Source organism: Nonomuraea sp. B10E15 (assembly GCF_039871615.1).
In the GTDB taxonomy this organism is placed as follows: Bacteria; Actinomycetota; Actinomycetes; order Streptosporangiales; family Streptosporangiaceae; genus Nonomuraea.
This window is the reverse complement of sequence record NZ_JBDPMB010000001.1, coordinates 787,925-811,327: the sequence shown is the minus strand read 5'-3', so window position 1 is coordinate 811,327 and position 23,403 is coordinate 787,925. Positions and strand designations below refer to the sequence as shown.

Genomic DNA, 23,403 nt, shown 5'->3' with positions numbered 1-23,403 from the left:
AACGGCTTCGCCACGTTCGTGACCTGCTCGCCGGCCGGGGATATGACACGCGATCAACCCAGCTGGAACAGCGTGCGCGCCCGTCTGTGACCGCTCAAAAGGAAGCGCGCCCGCCGGAGCCGGTCCGGATCGAGCGCGCCACGTGGCCGTTGCCTCGGTGTACAGCTCACCTGGTCAGGGAGCGGCCGGTGGCCCAGACGGCCAGGCCGGCGACGACGCCGAGTGCCGCGCCGATCCACAGGACGCCGGTGGTGCCGGTCATCGAAACGATGACGCCGCCGACCGCCGCGCCCACAGCGATCGCCAGGTTGAACATCGAGGTGTTCAGCGCGGTGGCGGCCTCGGCTGCCTCAGGAGCGGCCTTGAAGATCCAGCTCTGCACGCCCACGGGCACCCCGCCGAAGGCCAGGCCCCAGACGACCAGCAGGACCAGGCCGCCGGCCGGCGTGGCGCCGACGAGGGGGAACAGGGCCAGGGAGGCGGCCAGCAGCACACCGGCGACGATGAGCGCGCGGCGCGGGTCGCGGGCGGCGGCGGACCCGGCGACGAAGGTGCCGAGGATCCCGGCGACGCCGAAGGCCAGTTGCGCGGGGCCGATCAGCGTGGCGTCGAGCCCGGAGGTCTGCTGCAGGATCGGGCTGATGAAGGTGAAGGCGGCCCAGTGCGCCCCGACCAGGAGGAAGGTGGCGGTCACCGCGGCGCGCACGGCGGGGTTGCGCAGCTGGGCGACCAGGGTGCGCGGCGAGACGGTCGTGGTGGCGGGCAGCTTGGGCAGCAGGGCGTGCAGCGCGACGGCGACCAGGGCGCCGAGGGCGGCGACCACACCGAAGGCGATCCGCCAGTCGGTCAGCCCGCCGATCAGGGTGGCGGCGGGAGCGCCCAGCACGTTGGCGGCGGTGGCGCCGCCGAAGGCCAGCGAGGTGGCGCGGGGGATGTGACGTTCGGGTACGAGCCGGACGGCGACGCTGGCGGCCAGCGCCCAGAAGCCGCCGATGGCGATGCCGACGAAGACGCGGGAGGCCAGCAGCACGCCGAAGTTGGGCGCGAGCGCGGATGTGAGGGTCGCCGCGAGCATGACCGTGAGCAGGCTCAGCAGCACCAGACGCCGGTCGAGCCGGCGGATCAGGATCGGCAGGACCGGGGCTGAGATCGCCGCCAGCAGCCCCGGCAGGGTCACGGTCAGCCCGGCCAGCCCTGGGGAGACGCCGAGACCGCCGCTGATGGCGGTGAGCAGCCCCACCGGCAGCGACTCCACGGTGACCATCGCGAAGGTGGCGGTGGCCACCGCGATGACGGCCAGCCAGCTCCGCAGCGGAACGTTCGGGGACGGGGGCGCCGGCGTGGCGCTGGCGACGGGTGCGGTGTCCACGGACATGACAACCACCTCAAAATCTCAATGTTGAACTTTTCAACACTGAGGATCGTAGAAGATGGGTTATCTTGGTGTCAAACACTTCAATGTTAAGGAGTCTTGATGGAGCACTCCGAGGACCACGTCGACCACGTGCTGCGTCAGTGGCGGGCCGAGCGCCCCGACATCGACCCCTCGCCCATGGGCGTGATCGGCCGCATCTCCCGCGCCGCCCAGACGCTCAGCAAGCGCAATCGTGCCGTGTTCGCCCGCCATGAACTCCAGCCCTGGGAGTTCGACATCCTGGCGACGCTGCGCCGGTCAGGGCCGCCGTACCAGATGACCGCCGGCGGCCTCAGCGGCGCGTCGATGGTCACCTCTGGCGCGATCACCAACCGGATCGACCACCTCGTGAGCCGCGACCTGGTCACCCGCGAAACCGACCCGGACAACCGCCGCAGCGTCCTGATCACCCTCACCGACGCCGGCCGTGACCTCATCGACCAGGCCGTCACCGACCACGTCAGCGGCGAGTCCCGGTCCCTGGCCGCGCTGTCACCCACCGAACAGGACCAGCTGGCCGCCCTGCTGCGCAAACTCCTGCTCAGCCACGGGGACGCCCCGGCCGGGGCGCAGGCGGGCGCGGCGCCGTCCCGCAGATGACCGGCCATCCCACGCGCGGGCCCGCCGCCGCCGGCCCGCGCGTGGGATCACCCGCGGGCCGATCTCCATACCGCTGGCGTTCTCTCGCGCAGGGGTCGCTGTTCAGCTAGCTCCGAAAAGATCGTCCGGCCGGCCATGACGGCCGCACCGAACGACTCACCGGAGAACGCTTATGTTGAGTCCCTCCCGAGCAGGCATCAGACTCCGCGTCGCCCTGACCCTCACCTCCCTGGCCGCCGGCTCAGCCGTCGCGATCGGCCCCGCCTCGGGCGCCGCGGCGAGCACGCTGCACGGTGCCTGGAACACCACCGCCTACCGCGGCCACGTCGAGGTCGTCCGCACCCCTGACGGCCCGGCCGACCCCTCGGTCCTGACCGGGACCGTCTTCGACGACCGTGACCGAGACAGCGTCCACGACCGGCACGAGCGCGGCCTGCGCGACGTCGTGGTGTCGAACGGGCGCGACGTGGTGACCACCGACTCCCGCGGCCGCTACCGGCTACCCGTCCACGACAACATGACGGTGTTCATCACGCAGCCGGCCGGCTACCAGGTGCCGGTGGACGCGTCCAACGTGGCGCAGTTCCACTACAACCACCTGCCCGAGGGCTCGCCCGAGCTGCGCTACGGCGGCATCGCCCCCACCGGCGCCCTTCCGAACGCGGTGAACTTCCCCGTCGTCCGGAGCACGCGGACGAAGACCAGGGAACAGCACTGCGTGATCGCGGGCGACCTGCAGCCCTACAACAAGACGGAAATCGGCTACGCTCGCAAGGGTGCGATGGCCGACCTCGCGAAGCGCCACGACTACCAGGGATGCGGCACCCTCTTCATCGGTGACGTCGTCGGTGACGACCTGTCGCTCTACCCGGACGTGAAGGAGCTCACGAGCCTGACCAACGGGCCGGCCCGGTTCCTGCCCGGCAACCACGACCTCGACTTCGACGCCGAGACCGCCGAGCACTCGTTCGACACCTTCCGCGCGCAGCTCGCGCCCGCGTACTACTCGTACGACGTGGGCGAGGTGCACGTCGTCGCGCTGAACACGGTGCGCTACCCGTGCACCCCCGACGTCGACAACGCCGACGGCCTGCGGCCCCAGTGCGACGACCCGGCGGGCAAGCCGGCGTACAACGGCAGGCTCAGCGAGGACCAGCTCACGTGGCTGGAGCGGGACCTGGCCGAGGTCGACCGTGGCAAGCTCATCGTGGTCGCCAGCCACATCTCCCTGCTGAACTGGGCCGACGAGGGCAGCCCGATCCACAACGTCGACCAGGTCCGCAAGGTGCACGAACTGCTGGACGGCCGCAAGGCCGTCGCCGTCTCCGGGCACAGCCACTCCATCGAGAACATGAAGACCGGTGACCTCGCCCAGGGCTGGCGTGACCTCTTCGGCGTCGAAGGGCTGCCGTTCCCGCACATCACGGCGGGCGCCATCTCCGGTGACTGGTACTCGGGTGAGCTGACCGACGAGGGCTACCCCGTGGCCGTCGGACGCGACGGCGGCATGCCGGGCCTGCTCACCCTCGACATCAGGGGCAGCTCCTTCAAGGAGCGGTACACGGTGACCGGCAAGAGCGACAGGGTGCAGACGCAGCTGGGCCTCAACAGCCCGGCCTATCGTGAGTGGTACGCCGCGCGGCAGGCCTGGAACGAGGATCAGCAAGGAGAGGCGCCGGAACTGGGTGACCCCAGTGTCGTGGATCGCGATGATCTGAACGGGCGCACCTGGCTCACGACCAACTTCTGGATGGGCTCCACCGGCTCCACGGTCAAGGTCTCGATCGACCACGGCCCGGCGCGCGAGGCCACGCGTACGCAGGAGCTCCGTGGCGAGGACCAGCTGGTCGGCCCCGAGTGGTCCGACCCGCACGCCGTCGCGCGGCAACTGGTGGGCGACGCCAGCATCGCGGACCGGTCGATGCATCTCTGGCGGTTCGAGCTGCCCGCCGACCTCGCCGAGGGCGAGCACAGGGCGAGGGTCACCGCGACCGACTCCTACGGCCGGAAGTTCACCGACGAGTTGCGCTTCACCGTCGCCGAACAACGGTAGGGCTCTCCCGCCCGTCTCTCCGGGGCCGCCACCCGCATCGGGTGGCGGCCTTCGCGCGTCCGCGGCCTCTCCTCGTCGGCCCTTTCCCGGCCTGGGAACCTGCCCGACGCCCTGCGGAAGCCATGGATGCGAGCGAACAGAGGGCTTTGCGGCCTTGACCGGACCTGTTGAGACGTATACATATTTATTCACAGCCAACTATCCATTCGCCATGAGAGGTGCAGGTGAAGGCAACCATCACGGTGCTCGCGACCGCGGCGGCGCTCGTCTTATGCCCGGTGACCGCACAGGCCGAGGCGGGTGACGAGCCGCGCTTCTCGGTGCCCGGGCGGGGCGGCGGGACCTGCGTCGACGCGCCCCTGACCATCACGTTCCCCGAGCCGCCGGCCCTGGGCACGACCGGCGCGATCGAGGTGCGCCGCGCCGACGGCACGCTCGCCGACCGCATCGAGGCCGCCACCGCCAGGACCGACAGGAAGAACGTCGGGAGCGCGATCTCCGACACGGGACTACCGCACGACTTCTCGTACGAATCGATCATGATCGAGGGGCGCCGGGCCGACGTCTACCTGCACCACGGGCTGGAGTACGGCCAGGAGTACTACGTCACCGTCGACCAGGGCGTGTTCGCGGGCTTCGACGGCGTGCGGGACCCACGGGCCTGGCGGTTCACGACGACCAGGCGCGAGCCCAAGCCGGGCCGGCTGACGGTGTCGGCCAAGGGAACCGGCGACTTCTGCACCGTGCAGGGCGCCATCGACGCGGTGCCGACCGGCAACACGACCCCGGTGACGATCGACGTGCGGCCCGGCGTCTACACCGAGATCGTCTACGTCCGCGAGGACCGCCCGCACATCACCATCAAGGGCTCGGGCGCGAAGCGCACCGTGATCCGCTATCCCAACAACGACCTGCGCAACGGCGACAAGGCGCTGAGCGACGGCGGCCCCGAGGACGTGTGCCCGCGCCGCGTGCTGGAGACGTCCGACCTGCACAACTGCTGGCGGGCCTCGTTCGGGGTGGACGCGTCCGACTTCCGGATGAGCGACGTCACCTTGCACAACACGACGCCGGACGGCGGCTCGCAGGCCGAGGCGTTCCGGGGCAACAACGAGCGCATCGCGCTCGAACGCGTGCACCTGCGCAGCTTCCAGGACACGCTGCGCCTGCAGGGCAAGGGCTTCGTGAGCGACAGCCACATCAGCGGCGACACCGACTTCGTCTGGGGCACCGGCACGGTGTTCATCCAGGACACGGTGCTGGAGTCGACGGACCGCGGCTACATCTCGCAGAGCCGCAACGACGAGACCCGCCCGGGCACGGTGTTCGTCAGGACCAAGCTGACACGGGCGCCCGGCGTGCCGGACGGCTCGGTCGCGCTGAGCCGCAGCGCGGTGTGGCGGTTCACGCACAGCCAGGTCGTGTACATCGACACCGAGATGGACGGCCACATCGACCCGGCCGGCTGGCAGATCGACCCGAACGACTGCGCGCAGGCCCAGCAGACGTCCTTCTGGGAGCACGGCAGCACCGACCTGTCCGGCCGCGCGATCGACACCTCGCAGCGGCTGGCCTGCTCGCGCCAGCTCACGGACGCCGAGGCGAAGCAGTGGAGCGACCCGGCGTTCGTCCTGGGCGGCTGGGATCCGGAGCGGGGCCACCGCGGAGAGCACGGGAGCCGATCTGATGCACACGAGTGACGAGAAGGGCCCCGGCGCGGCCGGCCCTGTGAGTGGCGCGGCGAGCCGGCGCGGCGTGCTGGGCGGGATTCTGGGCGGGCTCGGCGCGGCCGCCGTCGCGGGCGCGGCGGCGCCGGCCTCGGCGGCCACGACCCGGAGCCCGGCCCGGGCCACGACGGGGACGGCCGCGGCGGGCGGGCCCGGGGCCAAGCGGCCGCCGCGCCCGGTGGCGCCGGTGAACCAGGAGATCGCCGCCAGGTTCGGCCCCGAGTACCGGACGCTGCCCGGGGCCGTGGCGGGCGTCGACATCGAGCCGCTGATCGGCATCCACTCGGCCGCCGACATCGCGGCCAGGCGCACGGCCATGGCGGACTACATCTGGAAGGGCGCGGGCCTGCCCACGTCACTGCCGGAGGTGGAGAAGGGCGTCGACGCGCCCGACTTCGCCTCGCTGACCGGCGTGCGCAGGATCGACCTGCTGACGGTCCCGCTGCGCTACCGCGTCTCGGCCAAGGTGTACGACCTCCTGCCGCGCAAGGGCTGGAACCGGCGGCTGGCCCTCTACCACAACGGGCACGGCGAGCCGTTCGACACCATGCTCCGCACCGTCCAGGCGCTGCTGGACAGGGGCTACCGGGTGATGGCGTACGCGATGCCGTTCCACCACTGGAACGCCCAGCAGATCGCCGACCCGGACGACCCGGACACGCTGCTGCCCGGCCCCTCGCACAAGGAGCTTCCGCCCTGGGAGAGGTCCGGGTTCTCGACGCTGACCTTCTTCCTCGAACCGCTCACGGTGACCCTGAACTACGCGGCGGCGACGTACCGGCCGGCCTCCGTGGAGATGGTCGGATTGTCGGGCGGCGGCTGGACGACCACGGTCTACTCCGCGCTCGACCCGCGGGTGACGCGCAGCTATCCGGTGGCCGGGTCGCTGCCGTTCTTCCTGCGCCCGGCCTCGCCCAAGCCGAGCCCGACGATCGGCGACTTCGAGCAGACGAAGGCGGCGCTGCCGGGCTTCTACGCCGCCGAGTCCGACGACTTCCTCGACATGTACGTGCTGGCCTCGATCGGCCGGGGGCGTGGCCAGCTGCAGATTCTCAACCGGTTCGACGACTGCTGCTTCAACGGGGTCGGGCACCGCGCCTACCACGCCCCGGTGCGCGACCGGGTGGCGCTGCTCGCGGGCGGGCGGCCCGAGGAGGGGCGGTGGGACATCCTCGAGGACGCCACGCACGAGGACCACACCATCTCGCCGCACGCGCTGTCCGTGATCCTCTGGGATCTTGACACCTCAAATATCACAACCTAATATCGGAATATAGATACATTACTGAATAAATATTCAGGCGGAGGATTCCGTGGCGGTCAGGACTTTTTCCCACCGGCGCCGGGTGATCGTGAACACCGATGCCAAAAATGAGGCGGACGACCAATTCGCGATCGTGCACGCCCTGCTCTCCCCGAGCCTCGACATTCGAGGTCTGGTGCCCGCGCATTTCGGCAACAGACGCACCCGGTCGAGCCTGGAGGAAAGCCGGGAGGAGATCGAGCTGCTGCTGCGGCTGATGAAGCTCGACGGCCAGGTGCCGGTGGCCGACGGCATGCCGTACGCGCTGCCCGACGTCGGCACCCCGGTCATGACGCCGGGCGTCGAGCTGATCATCTCCGAGGCCATGCGCGACGTGGCCGAGCCGCTCTTCGTGGCGTTCCTCGGCCCGCTCACCGACATGGCCTCGGCCCTGCTCCTGGAGCCGCGCATCGCCGAGCGGGACGTGACCGTGATCTGGATCGGCGGCGGCGGTTACGACGGCAGAGGGGGCGACCCGGGACGCCCCGAGTTCAACCTGTCCAACGACATCGTGGCGGCCAACATCGTGTTCTCGTCGGCGCTGCGGGTCTGGCAGATCCCCGCGCCGACGTACCGGATGATGGCGGTCGGCTACGCCGAGCTGGACGAGAAGGTCGCGCCGTACGGCGAGATCGGCGACTACCTCGTGCGCCAGCTCGTCGAGTGGAACGAGAGCCAGCACGGCGGGTCGATCGAGTTCCGCGTGCTGGGCGACTCCCCCGCGATCGGCCTGATGTTGCACCCGGCCTGCGGGACCTGGGTGGAGCGGCCCGCGCCGAACTTCCGCCACGACGGCTCGCACGACTTCTCCGTCGCGAACCGGCCGATCCGCACCTACGACTCGATCGACGCACGGTTCATCCACGAGGACTTCTTCGCCAAACTGCGGGCCTTCGCGCAGAGGAGGGTGTGACATGAGCGGGCTGACGTTCGGCGCCGGGATATGGGCGTTCGGGCAGATCGTCGACCGGTACGCGACCGACGGCTACGGGCCGTCGAGGACGATGACCGAGATGCTCGACCTGGCGGCGTCCGTGGACGGGCTGGAGTGCCTCGACATCAACGTGCCGTTCGCCGAGGGCGTCTCCAAGACGTCCGAGCTGGCGGCGGCGCTGGCCGAGCGCGGCCTGCGGGCCAGGGCGATCACGCCGCACCTGTACACGCGGGAGTTCGTCAAGGGGGCGTTCACCAACCCCGATCCCGCCGTGCGCGAGCGCGCCGTGGAGCGCGTGCACGAGGCGGTCGCCGTCGCGCGGGAGCTCGGTGCCGGCTACGTGAAGTTCTGGCCCGGCCAGGACGGCTTCGACATGCCGGGACAGGCCGACTACGCGCGGTTGTGGGACCTGACCGTCTCCGCGATCCGGGAGCTGGCCTCGGCACACCCGGACGTGCAGTTCGCGATCGAGTACAAGGCCAAGGAGCCGCGGGTGCGCATCACGCTCTCCGACGCGGCCCGCACCCTGCTGGCCATCGAGGAGGCCGGCCAGCCGAACGTCGGCATCGTCATGGACTTCGGCCACTCCCTGCTGGCCGGCGAGACGCCCGCGGAGGCGGTGCAGCTCGTGCACCGGCGCGGGCGGCTCGTGTCGGTGGAGCTGAACGACAACTGGCGCGGCTGGGACGACGACCTGCCGGTGGCGTCGGTGCACCTGTTCGAGACCATCGAATACCTGCTGGCGGTGCGGCGCATCGGCTGGAGCGCGCCGGTCCTGCTCGACCAGTTCCCCTTCAGGGAGGACCCGGTGCGTGCGCTGTCGCAGAGCATCGCCACGATCCGCATGCTGGAGCAGGTGTGCGACCGCGTCGACCTCGACGAGCTGCGTGACGCGCAGGAGCGGCAGGACGCGCTCAGGGCCCAGGCGCTGCTCTGGGCGGCGCTCGGAACCGCACGCGAGACGCCGTGACCCTCACGCAGACCGCCGGCGGCCTCCTGCTGCCCGACCACGACGCCATCGGTGAATGGCGCCGGCTACGCGACCGCCTCGCACACGCCGACCGGGCCGCCTCGGCCGCCGCGCTGGCCGCGCTGGCGGGCGGGATCCGGCGCACGGTGATCAGCACGATCCACGCGGCGGGCCTCGGTCACACCGGAGGCGACCTGTCCGTGACCGACATTCTCACCACGCTGTACGGCGCCGTGCTGCGCATCGACCCGGCCAGGCCGGACTGGCCCGAGCGCGACCGCCTCATCCTGAGCAAGGGACACTGCTCGGTCGCGCTCTACACCACGCTCGCGACCTGCGGCTTCTTCCCCGCGGACCGGCTGGCCACGTTCGCGGCCCCGATGTCGCCGCTCAACGGCCATCCCAGCCGCAAGGCGGTGCCGGGGGTCGAGACCAGCTCGGGCCCGCTCGGGCACGGCCTGCCCGTCGGCGTCGGCGTGGCGGTCGGGCTGCGCCTGCGCGGGTCACCGGCCAGGACCGTGGTCGTTCTCGGCGACGGCGAGCTGCAGGAGGGCAGCAACTGGGAGGCCGCCATGACGGCGGCCCACCGGGGGTTGTCGTCCCTGACGGCCGTCATCGACCGCAACGGACTGCAGCAGGGCGCGCCCACCGGCGACACCAACGACCTGGAACCGCTCGCGGACAAGTGGCGGGCGTTCGGGTGGGAGGTCGCCGAGGTCGACGGGCACGACCATCTGGCGCTGCTGGACGCCGTGACCGCGCCGCGAGCCGGACGGAGGCCGCGGTGCGTGATCGCGAGGACCGTGAAGGGGCGAGGGGTGTCGTTCATGGAGGACCGGGTGGAATGGCATCACAAGGTGCCGGATGCCGAGCAGACCCGCATGGCGCTCGAGGAACTGCGTTGATCGTCGAGGAGACGCACGACTGCAGGGACGCCTTCGCCGCGGAGCTGGTGCGGCTGGCCCGCGCCGACAGCCGGATCGTGGCCGTGTGCAACGACTCGGTGGGATCGAGCAAGCTGGGCGCCTTCGCCCAGGAGTTCCCCGACCGGCTGATCAACGTCGGCATCGCCGAGCAGGACATGGTGGGCATCGGCGCGGGGCTGGCCAACGCCGGGCTGGTGCCGTTCGTGTGCGGGGCGGCGACGTTCCTGACCGCGCGGGCGCTGGAGCAGATCAAGGCCGACATCGCCTACAGCCTGGCCAACGTCAAGTTGTGCGGGATGAGCCCCGGGCTCGCCTACGGCGCGCTCGGGCCCACCCACCACTCGACGGAGGACCTGTCGTGGTTGCGGGCCATCGCCGACCTGCCCGTCGTCGTGCCCGCCGATCCAGCGCAGACCAGCGCGGCGATCCGGTGGGCGGCGGAGACGACGGGGCCGGTGTTCCTGCGGATCGGCCGCTTCCCCGTGCCGGACGTCTCGCCGCCCGGCGGCCCCGCCTTCGCCTACGGGCGGGCGGCACGGCTGCGGGACGGCGACGACGCGACGCTCGTGGCGACCGGCACGATGGTCAGCCGCGCGCTCCAGGCCGCCGCGCTGCTCGCCGAGCACGGAGTGGACGCCCGGGTGGTGAACGTGTCGACGATCTCCCCGCTCGACCGCGAGGAGATCGTCGCCGCCGCCCGGCAGACCAGGGCGGTCGTCACGGCCGAGGAGGCGGTGCCCACCGGCGGGCTCGGGGCGGCGGTGGCGGAGGTCGTGCTGGAGACCAGGCCGGTGCCGATGCGGCTGCTCGGCCCCCGTACGTTCGCGCCGACCGGCGAGACGGCGTTCCTGCTGGAACACTTCGGGCTCACCGCCGAGGGCATCGCCCGCTCGGCGCTGGACGTGCTGGGCCTCGGGCACGGCGACCTCGGAGGTGCTGACCTCCCGGCCGCTGACCTCGGAGCCGGCGGCCGCGAAGGCGGCGGCCACGGCGGCGACCTTGCGGGTGCGGACCATGACGGCTGACCCGCTGGTCCTGGGCGTCGACCAGGGAACCAGCGCCACCAAGGCGATCCTCGTGGACGCCGCGGGCGAGACGGTGGCGCGTGCCTCCGTGCCGCTCGCGCAGCGGCATCCGGCTCCGGGCATGGTCGAGCAGGACGGCGAGGAGCTGTGGCGCGGCGTCCGCGACGCGGTGTCGGCCTGCCTGGCCGGTGCGCCGCCGGGACGGGTGGTCGCCGTGGGGCTGAGCGTGCAGCGCGAGTCGCTGATCCTCTGGGACCGCGCGTCGGGCGCGCCGCTCAGCCCGCTGGTGAGCTGGCAGGACCGCCGGGGCACCGCCCTGTGCGCCCGGCTGGCCGCCTCCGGCGCCGCGCCCATGGTGCGCGGGATCAGCGGCCTGCCCCTGGACCCGATGTTCTCGGCGGCCAAGGCGGCCTGGCTGCTCGACCACCACGGCCGGGAGAACGGCCGGCCGGGCGGGCTCTGTCTGGGCACGGTCGACTCGTGGTTGTTGCACCGGCTGGGCGCCGGGCACGTGATCGAGGTCGGCAGCGCCTCCCGTACCCAGCTCATGGACGTCCGGGAACGCCGGTGGAGCCCGGAGCTGCTGGAGTTGTTCGGGATCCCCGAGGAGACGCTGCCCGCGATCGCGCCGTCCGCGGCGCCCTCCGTCAAGGAGCACGCCGACGCCGCCGCGCTGCACCCGTCCCTGGCCGGCGTGCCGGTCAGCGCGGTGCTCGGCGACTCGCACGCCGCCCTGTTCGCGCACGCGGCGGGCCGTCCTGGACGGGTCAAGGTCACGTACGGCACGGGCTCCTCGGTGATGGGACTGGCCGACCCGGGAGCCGACGGGGACGAGGGGTTGTGCCTGACCATCGGCTGGCAGGACGAGGCGCCCGCGTACGCCCTGGAGGGCAACATCCTGTCCGCGGGGGCGACGATCACCTGGCTGGCCGGGGTGCTCGGCACGGAGCCGGAGGAGCTGGCGCGGCTGGCGACCCGGGGCCGCAGGGGCGCGGTGCAGCTCGTGCCGGCCTTCGGCGGCCTCGGCGCGCCGTGGTGGGACGACCAGGCGGTGGCGGTCATGACGGGGTTCGGCTTCGGCACCGGCAGGGAGGACCTCGCCAGGGCGGCGGTCGACTCGGTCGCGCTGCAGGTCGGCGATGTCGTGGCGGCCCTGGAGCGGGCGGCGGGCCCGGTCGACGAGCTGCTGGCCGACGGGGGTCCCACCGCCAACGCCGACCTCATGCAGTGGCAGGCCGACGTGACCGGGCGCGCGGTGCGGGTGGCGCGACGGCCCGAGCTGTCCGCGCTGGGGGCCGCTCACCTGGCCGGGGTGTCGTCCGGTGTGTGGTCCCGCCGGGAGCTGTCCGGGCTGCCCCGCCACGGCCGGTGCTACACGCCCGGCCTTCCGGTGTGCGAGCGCCGCCGCGCCCTAGCAGAATGGCACTCAGCAGTGGGCCGGGCTCGCCACCGGACCAGCAGGAGCGGCGGAGCCGAAGCGGAGGCCAGCGATCGTGGGAGCTGACAGTCAGTTCGAGAAGAGCCGTGTCGGCGGCGAGCCCGTGAGATACTCCGGGCGCCGGCTCAGCCAGGAGTCCGAGCGCATGCGGCTGCTGGTGCGGGTCGCGCGTCTCTACCACGAGCACGGCGTGCGCCAGCCGCAGATCGCCGCCCAGCTGCGCATCTCGCAGCCGCGGGTGTCCCGGCTGCTCAAGGAGGCCGCGGAGATCGGCATCGTGCGCACGGTCGTCGTGGTGCCCAGCGGCGTGCACGCGCTGCTGGAGGAGGACCTCGAGCGCAAGTACGGCGTGGAGCAGATCATCGTCGTGGACGCCGCGGGCGACAACCACGACGTGGTGGCCGCGCTGGGCTCGGCCGGGGCGACCCACCTCGACGCCACCCTCATCGGCGGCGAGCACCTCGGCATCTCGTCGTGGAGCGCGAGCCTGCTGGCCACGGTCGAGGCGATGCAGCGCCGTCCGGTGCGGGTGGCCGAGGAGGTCGTGCAGCTCATCGGCGGCGTGGGCAAGGGCTCGGCGCAGGTGCAGGCCACCCGGCTGGCCGCTCACCTGGCGGATCTGACGGGCGCCGAGCCGGTGTTCCTGCCCGCTCCGGGTCTGGTCGGCACGCCGGAGGCCCGCCGGGCCCTGTCGGAGGATCACGTGGTGCGGCAGGTCGTCGAAGCGTGGTCGCGGCTGACGACCGTGCTGGTCGGCGTCGGCAGCCTCGACCCGTCGCCGTTGCTGCGCGACAGCGGCAACGCCATCGACGAGGAGGAGCTGGAGACGCTGCGCGGTCTGGGCGCGGTGGGCGACGTGTGCCTGCGGTTCTTCGACGCCGACGGCCACCTGATCGACTCGCCGCTGGAGCGGCGCATCCTGGGCATTCCGGCCGACGACCTGCTGCGGGTGCCCCGGCGCATCGCGATCGCCGGGGGCCGGCGCAAGGCTGCCGCCATCCGCGCGGCGCTCAAGGGCGGCTGGGTGAACACTCTGATCACGGATGTGGGCGTGGCCGAGCAGCTGCTCAAGGACTGACCCCCGCTCCCCCCCGGGCGGCCATTCCGCCCCTGGGCTCTCTCTCGTGCGCGAAGGCCGCCGGGCATCTGGCCCGGCGGCCTTCGCCGTCTCCGCTCCCAGGACGCCGTGACGCGTCTGTTAACTGACTGTTTCATCCACGTACGTAACCACTCTTGACAGCCACAACCGTGTCGTTCACGATGTGATGAATCCACTCCATTCATGCCTGAATAAAAATTCTCAGCAAGCGCCAGCGTGGTTCCGGAGTCGTGCCGAAAGACGGCACAGCCCTGTCTGTTCGGGGCGGAAAGAGAGCGTTCCGCATGACCGAGGCCCTTGGCTTCGATCGCCATCATTCATCATTCAGCCGCCGGAATTTCGTGCGATCCGCGGCGTTGGCCCCGCCCGCCGTGGCATGGGCGAGCACATCGAGCGTGGCGGCGAAGCCGAGCCCGAGCCCGAGCCCGACCCCCACGGTCGAGGCGAAGGTGCGGGCCAAGGGCGTGCCCGCCTTCCCCGGCGCCGAAGGGGCCGGGATGTACACCACGGGCGGCCGGGGCGGCGCCGTGTACGAGGTGACCACCCTTGACGACGACGGCCCCGGCTCGTTACGCGAGGCGGTGGCGAAGTCCGACGGGACGATCGTCTTCCGGGTCGCCGGCAACATCCGGATCAAGGGCGGCCTCGACATCACCGGCTCCAACCTCACCATCGCCGGCCAGACCGCTCCCGGCCACGGCGTCACCGTCATCGGCAACGAGACGCAGATCAAGGGTGACAACATCATCCTGCGCCACCTGCGCTTCCGCGGCGGCGACGAGCTCGGCACCCCCATCGACACCTTCGGCGCCCGCGGCGTGCGGGACCTCATCATCGACCACTGCTCGTTCAGCTGGGGCGTGGACGAGTGCTTCTCCGTCTACGGCAACACCAACGTGACCGTCCAGTGGTGCGTCATCTCCGAGGGCCTGGTGAACTCGGTGCACCCCAAGGGCCGCCACGGCATGGGCGGCCTGTGGGGCGGCGACACCATCACCTACCACCACAACCTGCTCGTCCACGAGAACGGCCGCAACCCGCGCTTCAGCTTCACCGAGGGCATGAACCTGGTCGTGGACCACCGCAACAACGTGATCTACAACCCCGGCATCACGTCCTGCTACGGCGGCGAGTGGTCCAACGGCATCAACATCGTCGGCAACTACTACAAGCCAGGAGCGAACACGCGGCCCCCGATCGCCAGGACGATCGTGGCGCCAGGACGCTTCGGCCAGTGGCACGTCAGCGGCAACACGGTCGAGGGCCACGACGACATCACGGCCGACAACACGCTCGGCATCACCTACCCGGTCGGCGGCATCACGCTGCTGCCCAGGCCGGTGGAGTTCGAGAACGGCATCACGGAGCAGACGCCGGCGCAGGCGTACGCCACGGTCCTGGAGCAGGCAGGAGCGACCCTGCCGCGGCGGGACGCCATCGACGCCCGGCTGGTCAACGAGGCGCGCACCGGCACGGGGCGGCACATCAACTCGCAGAAGGACGTGGGCGGTCCGCTGCCGCTGCCGTCCGAGGTGCCCGCCCCCGCCGACGGCGACCACGACGGCATGCCGGACGACTGGGAGACCGCGCAGGGGCTGGACCCGGAGAACGCCGACGACGCCAGGACGGTGGACGGCAGCGGGTACACGAACCTGGAGCGCTACCTGAACTCCATCCAGCGGGCCGGGGCCCGCAACCCCGAGGTGGCAATCCTGTCCCCCAAGGCCGACCAGCTGTTCGCGGCCGACCAGGACAAGCAGTCCATCGTGGTCAAGGCCGACGCCAAGGCCCTCGACGGCGCGTCCATCGCCACGGTCGAGTTCTTCCACGGCGACAAGAAGATCGGCGAGGCCACCGCGGCGCCGTACCAGGTGACCTGGGCGGACGCGACCGACGGCAGCCACTGCCTGACGGCCCGCGCGACCGACAGCACGGGATCGGCGACCACCTCGTCGCTGGTGCCGATCCACGTCACCCGCACCAGGACCCACAAGCCGTGGAAGGCGCAGGACATCGGAGAGGTGCCCATCCCCGGGAGCACGGCGCTGAAGGACGGCGTGCTCACGTTGAAGGGATCAGGGAAGATCGCCGGCTGGAAGGACTCCTTCCACTTCGCCCACCAGGCGGTCGGGTTCACCAAGCGGGGGCAGGTCGTCGAGATCACCGCGCGGCTGGACAGCATGAGCGCGGGTCACATCGACGCCGTGGCGGGCATCATGGTGCGCCAGGACCTCGCGCCGAACTCGCCGTTCATGATGGCCGGCATCGGTTACTCCGCGAGCGGCGACGACGGCGCCGGCCTGCGCGCCAAGGCCATCAGGGTCGCCCAGAACGGCAAGGAGCCCAGCGTCGGCCTCTGGCCGTACGACGGCGAGGATCCGCTCAGCGTGAAGCCGTACTGGCTGCGCCTGGTCTGCCGGAGCCTGCCGACCGGCGACCACGAGTTCGAGGCCTTCCTCTCGGACAACTCGCTGAACTGGGACCGCATCGGCTACGAGCGCATCGCGATGCGCAGCGGCCGGTTCTACATCGGCCTCGCGGTCGACGGGAACCAGGAGGCGATCGCCGTCCGCAACTACACCACGGCGCAGTTCAGCCTCGTGAAGATCAATGGCTGACCAGACAGGAGCATGCTCATGACACCACAACCGTTGACGAGGAGGGGTCTGCTCGCCGGCGGCGGCTTCCTGCTGCTGGCCTCCGCCAGTGGATGCGGCTTCTTCGACACCAGCCCCGACACGGGCGGCAAGGTCGCGAAGGCGGCCGACCTGTCGGCCAAGGAGGCTCCCGCGCTGGCAGAGCTGGTCAGGAACGGCAAGCTGCCGCCGCTCGCCGAGCGCCTGCCCAAGAACCCCCTGGTGGTCAAGCCGCTGAAGGAGCCCGGCTCGTACGGCGGCACGTGGAACTCGGCCATGGTGGGCGAGGACGACTGGGACTGGCTGATCTACACCCTCGCCTACGAGCCCCTCGTCCGGCTCAAGCCCGGCACCAACGGCCAGAAGGGGCCGGACGACATCATCCCCAACGTGGCCGAGTTCGAGGTCAAGGACGACGGCCGGGAGTACGTCTTCCGGCTGCGCGACGGCCTGAAGTGGTCCGACGGGCAGCCCTGCACGGCCGACGACCTGCTGTTCGGCTTCGAGGACGTGACCGTCTACAAGGGCCTGCACACGACCGGCGTCTACGACCTCTTCCTGGAGAACGGCACCACGGACGAGCTGGTCAAGGTGGAGAAGGTGGACGAGCGGACGGTCCGCTACGTCTACAAGGAGCCGAAGGCGGGCCTGCTGTTCCAGATCGCGGTCGCCACGTTCGAGCGTGGCGGAGCCACCGGCCTCCTGCTGCCCAAGCACTACCTCAAGCAGTTCCACAAGAAGTACAACCCGGACGCCGACAAGCTCGCCAAGGAACAGCAGTTCGAGGACTGGACGCAGCTGTTCATGCAGAAGAACGACTGGGCGCACAACGCCGACATCCCGACGCTGCACCCGTGGAAGATCACCACCGCGATCGGCGACGGCACGGCGGTGGTGGCCGAGCGGAACCCGTACTACTGGAAGGTCGACGACCAGGGGCGCCAGCTGCCCTACATGGACCGGTTCAGGTCGGACCTCCTCGGCGACGTCGAGGTGGAGCTGCTGAAGATCATGAACGGCGAGATCCACATGCAGCTCCGCAACTTCAACACGCCGGAGAACAAGCCGCTGGTCGCGCAGAACGCAGGGAAGGGCAAGTACCGGCTGTTCAACGTGCCGAGCCGGCTGAGCAACACGATGATCATCCAGTTCAACCAGACGATCGGCGACGACGACCTGCGCGAGTTGTTCCAGAAGAAGGACTTCCGGATCGGGCTGTCGTACGCGATCAACCGCAAGGAGATCATCGACGGCGTGTACGCGGGGCAGGGCGAGCCCTGGCAGGCCGCGCCGTCCAAGAACAACGCCGTCTACGACGCGGAGTTCGCCAAGCAGTACACGGAGTACGACGTCGCCAAGGCGGGCGAGTACCTGGACAAGGCCGGGCTGACCAAGAAGGACTCCGCCGGCAGGCGGCTGGGCCCCGACGGCAAGCCGCTGGTCGTCACCGTCATGACCAGCGCGGAGTTCCCGCACCACGTCCAGGCGCTGGAGTTCGTCAAGAAGCACTGGGAGGCGGTCGGGGTCAGCCTGCGCGTCGATCCGGTCTCGGACACGCTGTTCACCGAGCGCACGATGGGCAACAACCCGCAGGCGTCCACGTTCACGTGCAGCGACTTCGACGTGATCACCGGCACCGGCGGCAGCCACTACTACGTGCCGAGCAACTCCGGCAGCGCCCGCTACGCCATCCGCTGGGCCCTGTGGTACGGCAGCAAGGGCAAGAACGGCGACGAGCCGCCGGCGGTGGTGCGCGAGCAGCTCGAGGCGTTCACCGCGATGCGCACCGAGCCGGACATCAACAAGGCGCTGGAGCACGCCAAGGAGGTCGTGCGGATCGCCAAGGACCAGTTCTACGCGATCGGCGTCAGCTCGCACCCCGACGAGTACGGCATCGTCTCCAACGAGGTCAAGAACGTGCCCGACTCCATGTCCGTCTGTCCCGTGAACCCCGGGCCGACCCAGCCCGAGCAGTACTCCTTCTGAGGCGCCGGCATGCTGGGTTATTTCGGCCGCCGCCTGCTGTACGTGGTGGTGACGATGTGGGCGATCTCGATCGCCACCTTCGTCATCATCAACCTGCCGCCGGGCGACTACGTCTCGACGCTGATCGCGAACGCGCAGGCGGGCGGCGAGGGCCTCACTCCGGCGGAGATCGAGAACCTCAGGCTGCGCTACGGCCTGGACGATCCGATCTTCCTGCAGTACTGGCGCTGGATCACCGCGATCCTGCTCCACGGCGACTTCGGTCAATCGTTTGCCTGGAACCAGCCGGTCGCCACGCTCATCGGCGAGCGGGTCGCGCTCTCGGCGATCCTGTCGATCAGCTCGCTGCTCATGGTCTGGGCGATCGCGTTCCCCATCGGGATCTACAGCGCGGTCAAGCAGTACTCCTGGGGTGACTACGGGTTCTCCTTCCTCGGCTTCATCGGGATGGCGGTCCCCGAGTTCATGCTGGCGCTGGTCCTCATGTACATCGGGTTCCGCTACTTCGGGGCGAGCGTGGGCGGCCTGTTCTCGCCGGAGTTCCAGGACGCGGCCTGGAACCTGGGCAAGGTCCTGGACCTGGCGGGACATCTGTGGGTGCCGATCCTGGTCATCGGGGTGTCCGGCACGGCCGGCATGATCCGGGTGACCAGGGCGAACCTGCTCGACGAGCTCTACCGGCCCTACGTGCACACGGCCAGGGCCAAGGGGCTGCCGGAGTGGAAGCTGCTGCTGAAGTACCCGGTGCGGATGTCGCTCAGCCCGTTCTTCAGCACGGTGGGCTGGCTGCTCCCGGGGCTCATCGGCGGGGAGACCATCGTGTCGGTCGTCATGAGCCTGCCGACAGGGGGCCCGCTGCTGCTCAGCGGGGTCATGAGCCAGGACATGTACCTGGTCGGCAGCTTCATCATGATCCTCAGCACGCTGACCGTGGTCGGCACCGTGGTGAGCGATCTGGCGCTGGCGTGGTGGGACCCGCGAATCCGCAAACGGTACAAGAGAGAGTAGCGCCACATGTTCCTCAGGCGACCGACGAAGGAAGTAGGGACGCTGCCGCAGTGGCGGCTGATGTGGCGGCAGTTCCGCCGGCACCGGCTCGCGATGGTCGGCGCGGCGATCCTGATCCCGGTGTACTTCGTGGCGATCTTCGCGGAGTTCTTCGCGCCGATGTCCAGCTCGACGGCGAACACGTCGATGACGTACGCGCCGCCGCAGACGGTGCGGTACTCGGGTGAGCACGGCCTGCACGTCTACGGGTACACGACCGAACGCGACGCGACGACGTACGCGCAGACCTACACCGAGGACCCCGCCAAGGTGATCAGGGTGGGGCTGTTCGTGCACGGCGACGAGTACAAGCTGCTCGGGCTGATCCCGTCCGACATCCACCTGATCGGCCCGGTCACCAAGGGCGAGCCGGTCTTCCTGCTGGGCTCCGACGAGAACGGCAGGGACCTGCTGTCCAGGCTCATCCACGGCGCCCGCGTGTCGTTGTCGATCGGGCTGGTCGGGGTCGCCGCCAGCTTCTTACTCGGCATGCTCATAGGCGGCATTTCCGGATATTTCGGGGGCGGCGTCGACAACGTCGTGCAGCGGGTCATCGAATTCCTGATGGCGATCCCGACGTTGCCCCTGTGGATGGCGCTGTCGGCCGCGCTCCCCACGGACTGGGGGCCGCTGACCCGATATTTCGCCATCACGGTGTTGCTGTCGCTGATCGGATGGACCGGTCTGGCCAGGGACGTGCGCGGGCGGTTCCTGTCGCTGCGCGAGGAGGACTTCGTCACCGCCGCCCGGCTGGACGGCGTCGGCCGGCTGTCGATCATCTTCCGGCACATGATCCCGTCGTTCGCCAGCCACATCATCGCCTCGCTGTCGCTGGCCATCCCGGCCATGATCCTCGGCGAGACCAGCCTGAGCTTCCTCGGCCTGGGGCTGCAGGCGCCGGCGGTGAGCTGGGGCGTGCTGCTGGAGGGCGCGCAGAACGTGCGCGTCGTCGCGAACGCTCCGTGGCTGCTGGCTCCGGGCGTCGCGGTGGTGGTCGTCGTGGTCGCCATGAACTTCTTCGGAGACGGCTTGAGAGACGCGGCCGACCCGTACGGATCGAAGAGCCGGGCCCGGAAAAGGAAGCCCTTCTGGCGCCGCGCGAGCACGACCATCAACCCGGCGACAGGAAGGTGAGCAGGCGTGCCCGCGGACGACGTGCTGCTTGAGATCGAGGACCTGCGCACCCACTTCCTGCTCGACGACGGCGTGGTGTGCGCGGTCGACGGCGTGGACCTGCGCGTTCACAGAGGCGAGACGCTGGCCATCGTCGGCGAGTCCGGCTGCGGGAAGAGCGTCATGGCCCGCTCGATCCTGCGCCTGGTGGACCCGCCGGGACAGATCGAGGGCGGGCGGATCACGCTGCACCGGGAGGACGGACCCGTCGAGCTGGTCGGGGCGGACAAGCGGCTGCTCCGGCAGGTCCGCTGGCAGGACATCGCGATGGTGTTCCAGGAGCCGATGGCCTCGTTGAGCCTGGTGCACACCATCGGCAGCCAGATCGTCGAGGCGGTCCGGCTGCACGACAACGTCGGCAAGGCCGAGGCGCGCGAGCGGGCCATCGACATGCTCGACCGCGTCGGCATCCCCCAGCCACGGCGCCGGGTCGACGCCTACCCGTTCGAGCTGAGCGGCGGCATGCGGCAGCGGGCGATGATCGCGATGGCGCTGTCGTGCCGCCCGAGCCTGCTCATCGCCGACGAGCCGACGACCGCGCTGGACGTGACCACCCAGGCGCAGATCCTGGAGCTGCTCAGGGACCTGCAGGCGGAGTTCGGCATGGCGATCATGCTGATCACGCACGACCTCGGCGTGGCCGCGCAGGTGGCCGACCGGATGGCGGTCATGTACCTGGGCCGGGTGGTCGAGTACGGAGCCGCCGAGCAGGTGCTCTCCGCGCCCAAACATCCGTACGCGCAGGCGCTGCTGCGCTCGATGCCCCGGCTCGGGCGCGCCTCGCGGACCCGGCTGGCGGCGATCAAGGGCATGGTGCCGCCGCCGTTCGCGCGGCCGGGCGGCTGCACGTTCCACCCGCGCTGCGACAGCGCCATGGCCGGCCGGTGCGACACCGTGACCCCGAGCCGCATCCCGGTGGGCGACCGCGAGGTCTCCTGCCTCCTCTACGACGACGAGCAGGAGGAGCGTCCATGAGCACGGAACCCCTGCTCAAGATCGAAGGGCTGACCAAGCACTTCCCCATCCGCAGCGGCCTGCTCGGCCGGCAGGTCGGCGCGGTCAAGGCCGTGGACGCGGTGGACCTGACCATCGAGGAGGGCACCACGATCGGGCTGGTCGGGGAGTCCGGCTGCGGCAAGACCACGCTGGGCCGGTGCATCGTGCGGGCGCACGACCCCACCGGCGGGCGCATGCTCTACCGGCGGCCGGACGGCTCGGTGGTCGACGTGGCGGGCCTGAAGGAGAAGGAGCTCAAGCCGTACAGGGGGCAGGTGCGGATGATCTTCCAGGACCCGCACTCGTCGCTCAACCCGCGCAAGACGCTGCGCGAGATCATCGGCGAGCCCATGCGGGCGCACCAGTACGGCACCAAGGAGGAGATCCACGACCGCGTCGGCGAGCTGCTCGACCGCGTCGGCCTGCGCCCGGAGTACGCCAACCGCTACCCGCACGCCTTCAGCGGCGGCGAGCGCCAGCGGGTCGGGATCGCGCGGGCGCTGGCCCTGTCGCCCCGGCTGGTCGTCGCCGACGAGGCGGTGAGCGCGCTCGACGTGTCGGTCCGCGCGCAGATCCTCAACCTGCTGACCGACCTGCAGGAGGAGTCGGGCATCGGCTTCCTGTTCGTCAGCCACGACCTCGGCATCATCGAGCACGTCGCCGACGTCGTCGCGGTGATGTACCTCGGCAAGGTCGTCGAGCAGGGCCCGACCGGCGAGCTCTACGGCCGCCCCATGCACCCCTACACCGAGGCGCTGCTGTCGGCGGTGCCCGACCCCGACCCGGCGGCCAGGAAACGCCGCGAGCGCATCAAGCTGCTCGGCGACATCGCCGACCCGGCGAACGTGCCGGCCGGCTGTCCCTTCCACCCGCGCTGCGTGTACGCCAAGGACGTGTGCCGCACGGAGCAGCCGCCGCTGCGCGAGGTCGGAGGGCGCCGCGTCGCCTGCCATTTCGCGGAGGAACTCGAACTGCGCGGCGTCCCGGACCCGGACGTACGCGAGGACCCGAAGGTGAACGCATGACCGACCCCCGTTTCGACGGCGTCATCCGCCCGTCCGGCGCGCTGCCGGGCGTGCGGGAGGCGCTGCTGCCCGCGCCGCACGGCCCGGACAACCACGCCGCCAACCTGCTGCGCACCCGGGACGGCGAGCTGCTGTGCACCTGGTTCAGCGGCCCCGAGGAGGGCGCCCCCGGCACCAACGTGGTCGTCTCCAGGCTGGCCGGCGAGCGCTGGGAGACCCCCCTGCTGGTCGCCGCGGACCCGCGGCGCAGCGAGCAGAACCCGGTGCTGTTCGACGGCGGCGACGGGCTGATCCGGCTGCTGCACACCTCCGGCGAGCCGTACGACCAGACGACGGCGCACATCGTGGTCAGGACGTCTGCCGACGCGGGCCGCACCTGGAGCGAGCCGGACGTGCTCTTCTCCGAGCCTGGCACGTGGGTGCGGAACCCGCCGGTCGTCCTGGCCGGCGGGACGTGGCTGCTGCCCGTCTACCACTGCGGCAAGTCCGGCGACCGCAGCGCGATCCAGGTCAGCGACGACGGCGGGCGCACGTGGACCGAGCACGCGGTCCCCGACAGCGGCGACCTCGTGCAGATGACCATCGCCGAGCGGCCCGACGGGCGCCTGCTGGCGATGTACCGCGACCGGCGGGCGGGGCGGATCTACGCCTCCACCTCGGCCGACGGCCGGGCATGGTCGGTTCCGGAACGGACCGGCCTGCCGAACAACGACTCCTCCGTCCAGCTCACGAAGCTCCGGGACGGACGGCTGGCGCTCGTCCACAACGACGCGAGCCTGGAGCGCGAGCAGTACAGGTGGGTGGTCAAGAACGGCAAGCAGCGCAAGAAGGCGCTGCGCACCCCCTTGGTGCTCGCGGTGTCGGACGACGGCGGCGAGAGCTGGCCGTACCGGCGGGTCCTGCAGGACTCCGACAGCGAGTACTGGCAGAACGAGCTCGGCTACTCCTATCCGAGCGTCATTGACGGCGGTGACGGGCGTGCGGACGTCGCCTTCTCCTATCTCCGGAAAACCATCAAGTATCTAGAGATTGGCCTGTGATGAAACTTCGG

The 23,403-nt window shown here is 70.6% G+C and carries 18 protein-coding genes; 17 read left to right on the top strand and 1 reads right to left on the bottom strand.

The features are described 5' to 3' along the window. Nucleotides 1–166: 166 nt before the first annotated feature. On the bottom strand, nt 167–1,375 hold the full coding sequence (locus tag ABGB14_RS03750) for an MFS transporter (RefSeq protein ID WP_347642091.1): 1,209 nt from the start codon (nt 1,373–1,375) through the stop codon (nt 167–169). 99 nt (nt 1,376–1,474) lie between these two features. Here ABGB14_RS03750 and ABGB14_RS03745 point away from each other — a divergent pair, with 99 nt between their 5' ends. The 17 genes from ABGB14_RS03745 (at nt 1,475) to ABGB14_RS03665 (ending at nt 23,392) form a co-directional block, all read left to right on the top strand. Further along, nucleotides 1,475–2,014 (top strand): MarR family transcriptional regulator, encoded by a 540-nt coding sequence (locus ABGB14_RS03745; RefSeq protein ID WP_347642090.1) that lies wholly within the window; start codon nt 1,475–1,477, stop codon nt 2,012–2,014. Between the two features lie 172 nt (nt 2,015–2,186). Further along, nucleotides 2,187–4,067: a calcineurin-like phosphoesterase family protein gene (locus ABGB14_RS03740; RefSeq protein ID WP_347642089.1), complete on the top strand. Its 1,881-nt coding sequence runs from the start codon at nt 2,187–2,189 to the stop codon at nt 4,065–4,067. A 224-nt stretch (nt 4,068–4,291) separates the two neighbouring features. Continuing rightward, the gene (locus ABGB14_RS03735; RefSeq protein WP_347642088.1) at nt 4,292–5,767 is read left to right on the top strand and encodes a pectinesterase family protein; all 1,476 of its coding nucleotides are present in this window, start codon (nt 4,292–4,294) and stop codon (nt 5,765–5,767) included. After that, a complete protein-coding gene (locus ABGB14_RS03730) occupies nt 5,754–7,058 on the top strand; it encodes a hypothetical protein (RefSeq protein WP_347642087.1) in 1,305 nt (434 codons plus the stop codon). The genes ABGB14_RS03735 and ABGB14_RS03730 overlap by 14 nt, the downstream gene beginning before the upstream one ends. An 88-nt stretch (nt 7,059–7,146) precedes the next feature. Then, nucleotides 7,147–8,010 carry a nucleoside hydrolase gene (locus ABGB14_RS03725; RefSeq protein ID WP_347642086.1) on the top strand — a complete coding sequence of 288 codons (864 nt, stop codon included), beginning with the start codon at nt 7,147–7,149 and terminating at the stop codon, nt 8,008–8,010. A 1-nt stretch (nt 8,011) separates the two neighbouring features. Continuing rightward, nucleotides 8,012–9,001, top strand: a complete 990-nt coding sequence (locus tag ABGB14_RS03720) for a TIM barrel protein (protein WP_347642085.1) — start codon at nt 8,012–8,014, stop codon at nt 8,999–9,001. Beyond that, nucleotides 8,998–9,906, top strand: coding sequence for a transketolase (locus tag ABGB14_RS03715; protein WP_347642084.1), 909 nt, complete (start codon nt 8,998–9,000; stop codon nt 9,904–9,906). Before ABGB14_RS03720 ends, ABGB14_RS03715 begins: the two co-directional genes overlap by 4 nt. Continuing rightward, nucleotides 9,903–10,952: a transketolase C-terminal domain-containing protein gene (locus tag ABGB14_RS03710; protein WP_347642083.1), complete on the top strand. Its 1,050-nt coding sequence runs from the start codon at nt 9,903–9,905 to the stop codon at nt 10,950–10,952. Before ABGB14_RS03715 ends, ABGB14_RS03710 begins: the two co-directional genes overlap by 4 nt. Continuing rightward, nucleotides 10,942–12,456, top strand: a complete 1,515-nt coding sequence (locus ABGB14_RS03705; protein WP_347642082.1) for an FGGY family carbohydrate kinase — start codon at nt 10,942–10,944, stop codon at nt 12,454–12,456. The genes ABGB14_RS03710 and ABGB14_RS03705 overlap by 11 nt, the downstream gene beginning before the upstream one ends. Further along, nucleotides 12,446–13,468 (top strand): sugar-binding domain-containing protein, encoded by a 1,023-nt coding sequence (locus ABGB14_RS03700; protein WP_347642081.1) that lies wholly within the window; start codon nt 12,446–12,448, stop codon nt 13,466–13,468. The genes ABGB14_RS03705 and ABGB14_RS03700 overlap by 11 nt, the downstream gene beginning before the upstream one ends. Nucleotides 13,469–13,884: 416 nt before the next feature. Further along, nucleotides 13,885–16,107: an Ig-like domain-containing protein gene (locus ABGB14_RS03695; RefSeq protein WP_347642080.1), complete on the top strand. Its 2,223-nt coding sequence runs from the start codon at nt 13,885–13,887 to the stop codon at nt 16,105–16,107. An 18-nt stretch (nt 16,108–16,125) separates the two neighbouring features. Then, nucleotides 16,126–18,111 carry an ABC transporter substrate-binding protein gene (locus ABGB14_RS03690; RefSeq protein ID WP_347642079.1) on the top strand — a complete coding sequence of 662 codons (1,986 nt, stop codon included), beginning with the start codon at nt 16,126–16,128 and terminating at the stop codon, nt 18,109–18,111. 9 nt (nt 18,112–18,120) lie between these two features. Continuing rightward, nucleotides 18,121–19,119 carry an ABC transporter permease gene (locus ABGB14_RS03685; RefSeq protein WP_347642078.1) on the top strand — a complete coding sequence of 333 codons (999 nt, stop codon included), beginning with the start codon at nt 18,121–18,123 and terminating at the stop codon, nt 19,117–19,119. 6 nt (nt 19,120–19,125) lie between these two features. Continuing rightward, complete coding sequence (locus tag ABGB14_RS03680; protein WP_347642077.1) at nt 19,126–20,292, top strand: ABC transporter permease; 1,167 nt, start codon at nt 19,126–19,128, stop codon at nt 20,290–20,292. A gap of 6 nt (nt 20,293–20,298) precedes the next feature. Beyond that, the gene (locus ABGB14_RS03675; protein WP_347642076.1) at nt 20,299–21,306 is read left to right on the top strand and encodes an ABC transporter ATP-binding protein; all 1,008 of its coding nucleotides are present in this window, start codon (nt 20,299–20,301) and stop codon (nt 21,304–21,306) included. Further along, nucleotides 21,303–22,352 (top strand): oligopeptide/dipeptide ABC transporter ATP-binding protein, encoded by a 1,050-nt coding sequence (locus ABGB14_RS03670; protein WP_347642075.1) that lies wholly within the window; start codon nt 21,303–21,305, stop codon nt 22,350–22,352. Before ABGB14_RS03675 ends, ABGB14_RS03670 begins: the two co-directional genes overlap by 4 nt. After that, nucleotides 22,349–23,392 (top strand): sialidase family protein, encoded by a 1,044-nt coding sequence (locus ABGB14_RS03665; protein ID WP_347642074.1) that lies wholly within the window; start codon nt 22,349–22,351, stop codon nt 23,390–23,392. The genes ABGB14_RS03670 and ABGB14_RS03665 overlap by 4 nt, the downstream gene beginning before the upstream one ends. Nucleotides 23,393–23,403 lie beyond the last annotated feature (11 nt).

What these genes read in the sequence shown, in the direction of transcription:
- ABGB14_RS03750 (WP_347642091.1), bottom strand. Translation starts at nt 1,375, where the DNA reads ATGTCCGTGGACACCGCACCCGTCGCCAGCGCCACGCCGGCGCCCCCG.
- ABGB14_RS03745 (WP_347642090.1), top strand. Translation starts at nt 1,475, where the DNA reads ATGGAGCACTCCGAGGACCACGTCGACCACGTGCTGCGTCAGTGGCGG.
- ABGB14_RS03740 (WP_347642089.1), top strand. Translation starts at nt 2,187, where the DNA reads ATGTTGAGTCCCTCCCGAGCAGGCATCAGACTCCGCGTCGCCCTGACC.
- ABGB14_RS03730 (WP_347642087.1), top strand. Translation starts at nt 5,754, where the DNA reads ATGCACACGAGTGACGAGAAGGGCCCCGGCGCGGCCGGCCCTGTGAGT.
- ABGB14_RS03720 (WP_347642085.1), top strand. Translation starts at nt 8,012, where the DNA reads ATGAGCGGGCTGACGTTCGGCGCCGGGATATGGGCGTTCGGGCAGATC.
- ABGB14_RS03705 (WP_347642082.1), top strand. Translation starts at nt 10,942, where the DNA reads ATGACGGCTGACCCGCTGGTCCTGGGCGTCGACCAGGGAACCAGCGCC.
- ABGB14_RS03690 (WP_347642079.1), top strand. Translation starts at nt 16,126, where the DNA reads ATGACACCACAACCGTTGACGAGGAGGGGTCTGCTCGCCGGCGGCGGC.
- ABGB14_RS03685 (WP_347642078.1), top strand. Translation starts at nt 18,121, where the DNA reads ATGCTGGGTTATTTCGGCCGCCGCCTGCTGTACGTGGTGGTGACGATG.
- ABGB14_RS03680 (WP_347642077.1), top strand. Translation starts at nt 19,126, where the DNA reads ATGTTCCTCAGGCGACCGACGAAGGAAGTAGGGACGCTGCCGCAGTGG.
- ABGB14_RS03670 (WP_347642075.1), top strand. Translation starts at nt 21,303, where the DNA reads ATGAGCACGGAACCCCTGCTCAAGATCGAAGGGCTGACCAAGCACTTC.
- ABGB14_RS03665 (WP_347642074.1), top strand. Translation starts at nt 22,349, where the DNA reads ATGACCGACCCCCGTTTCGACGGCGTCATCCGCCCGTCCGGCGCGCTG.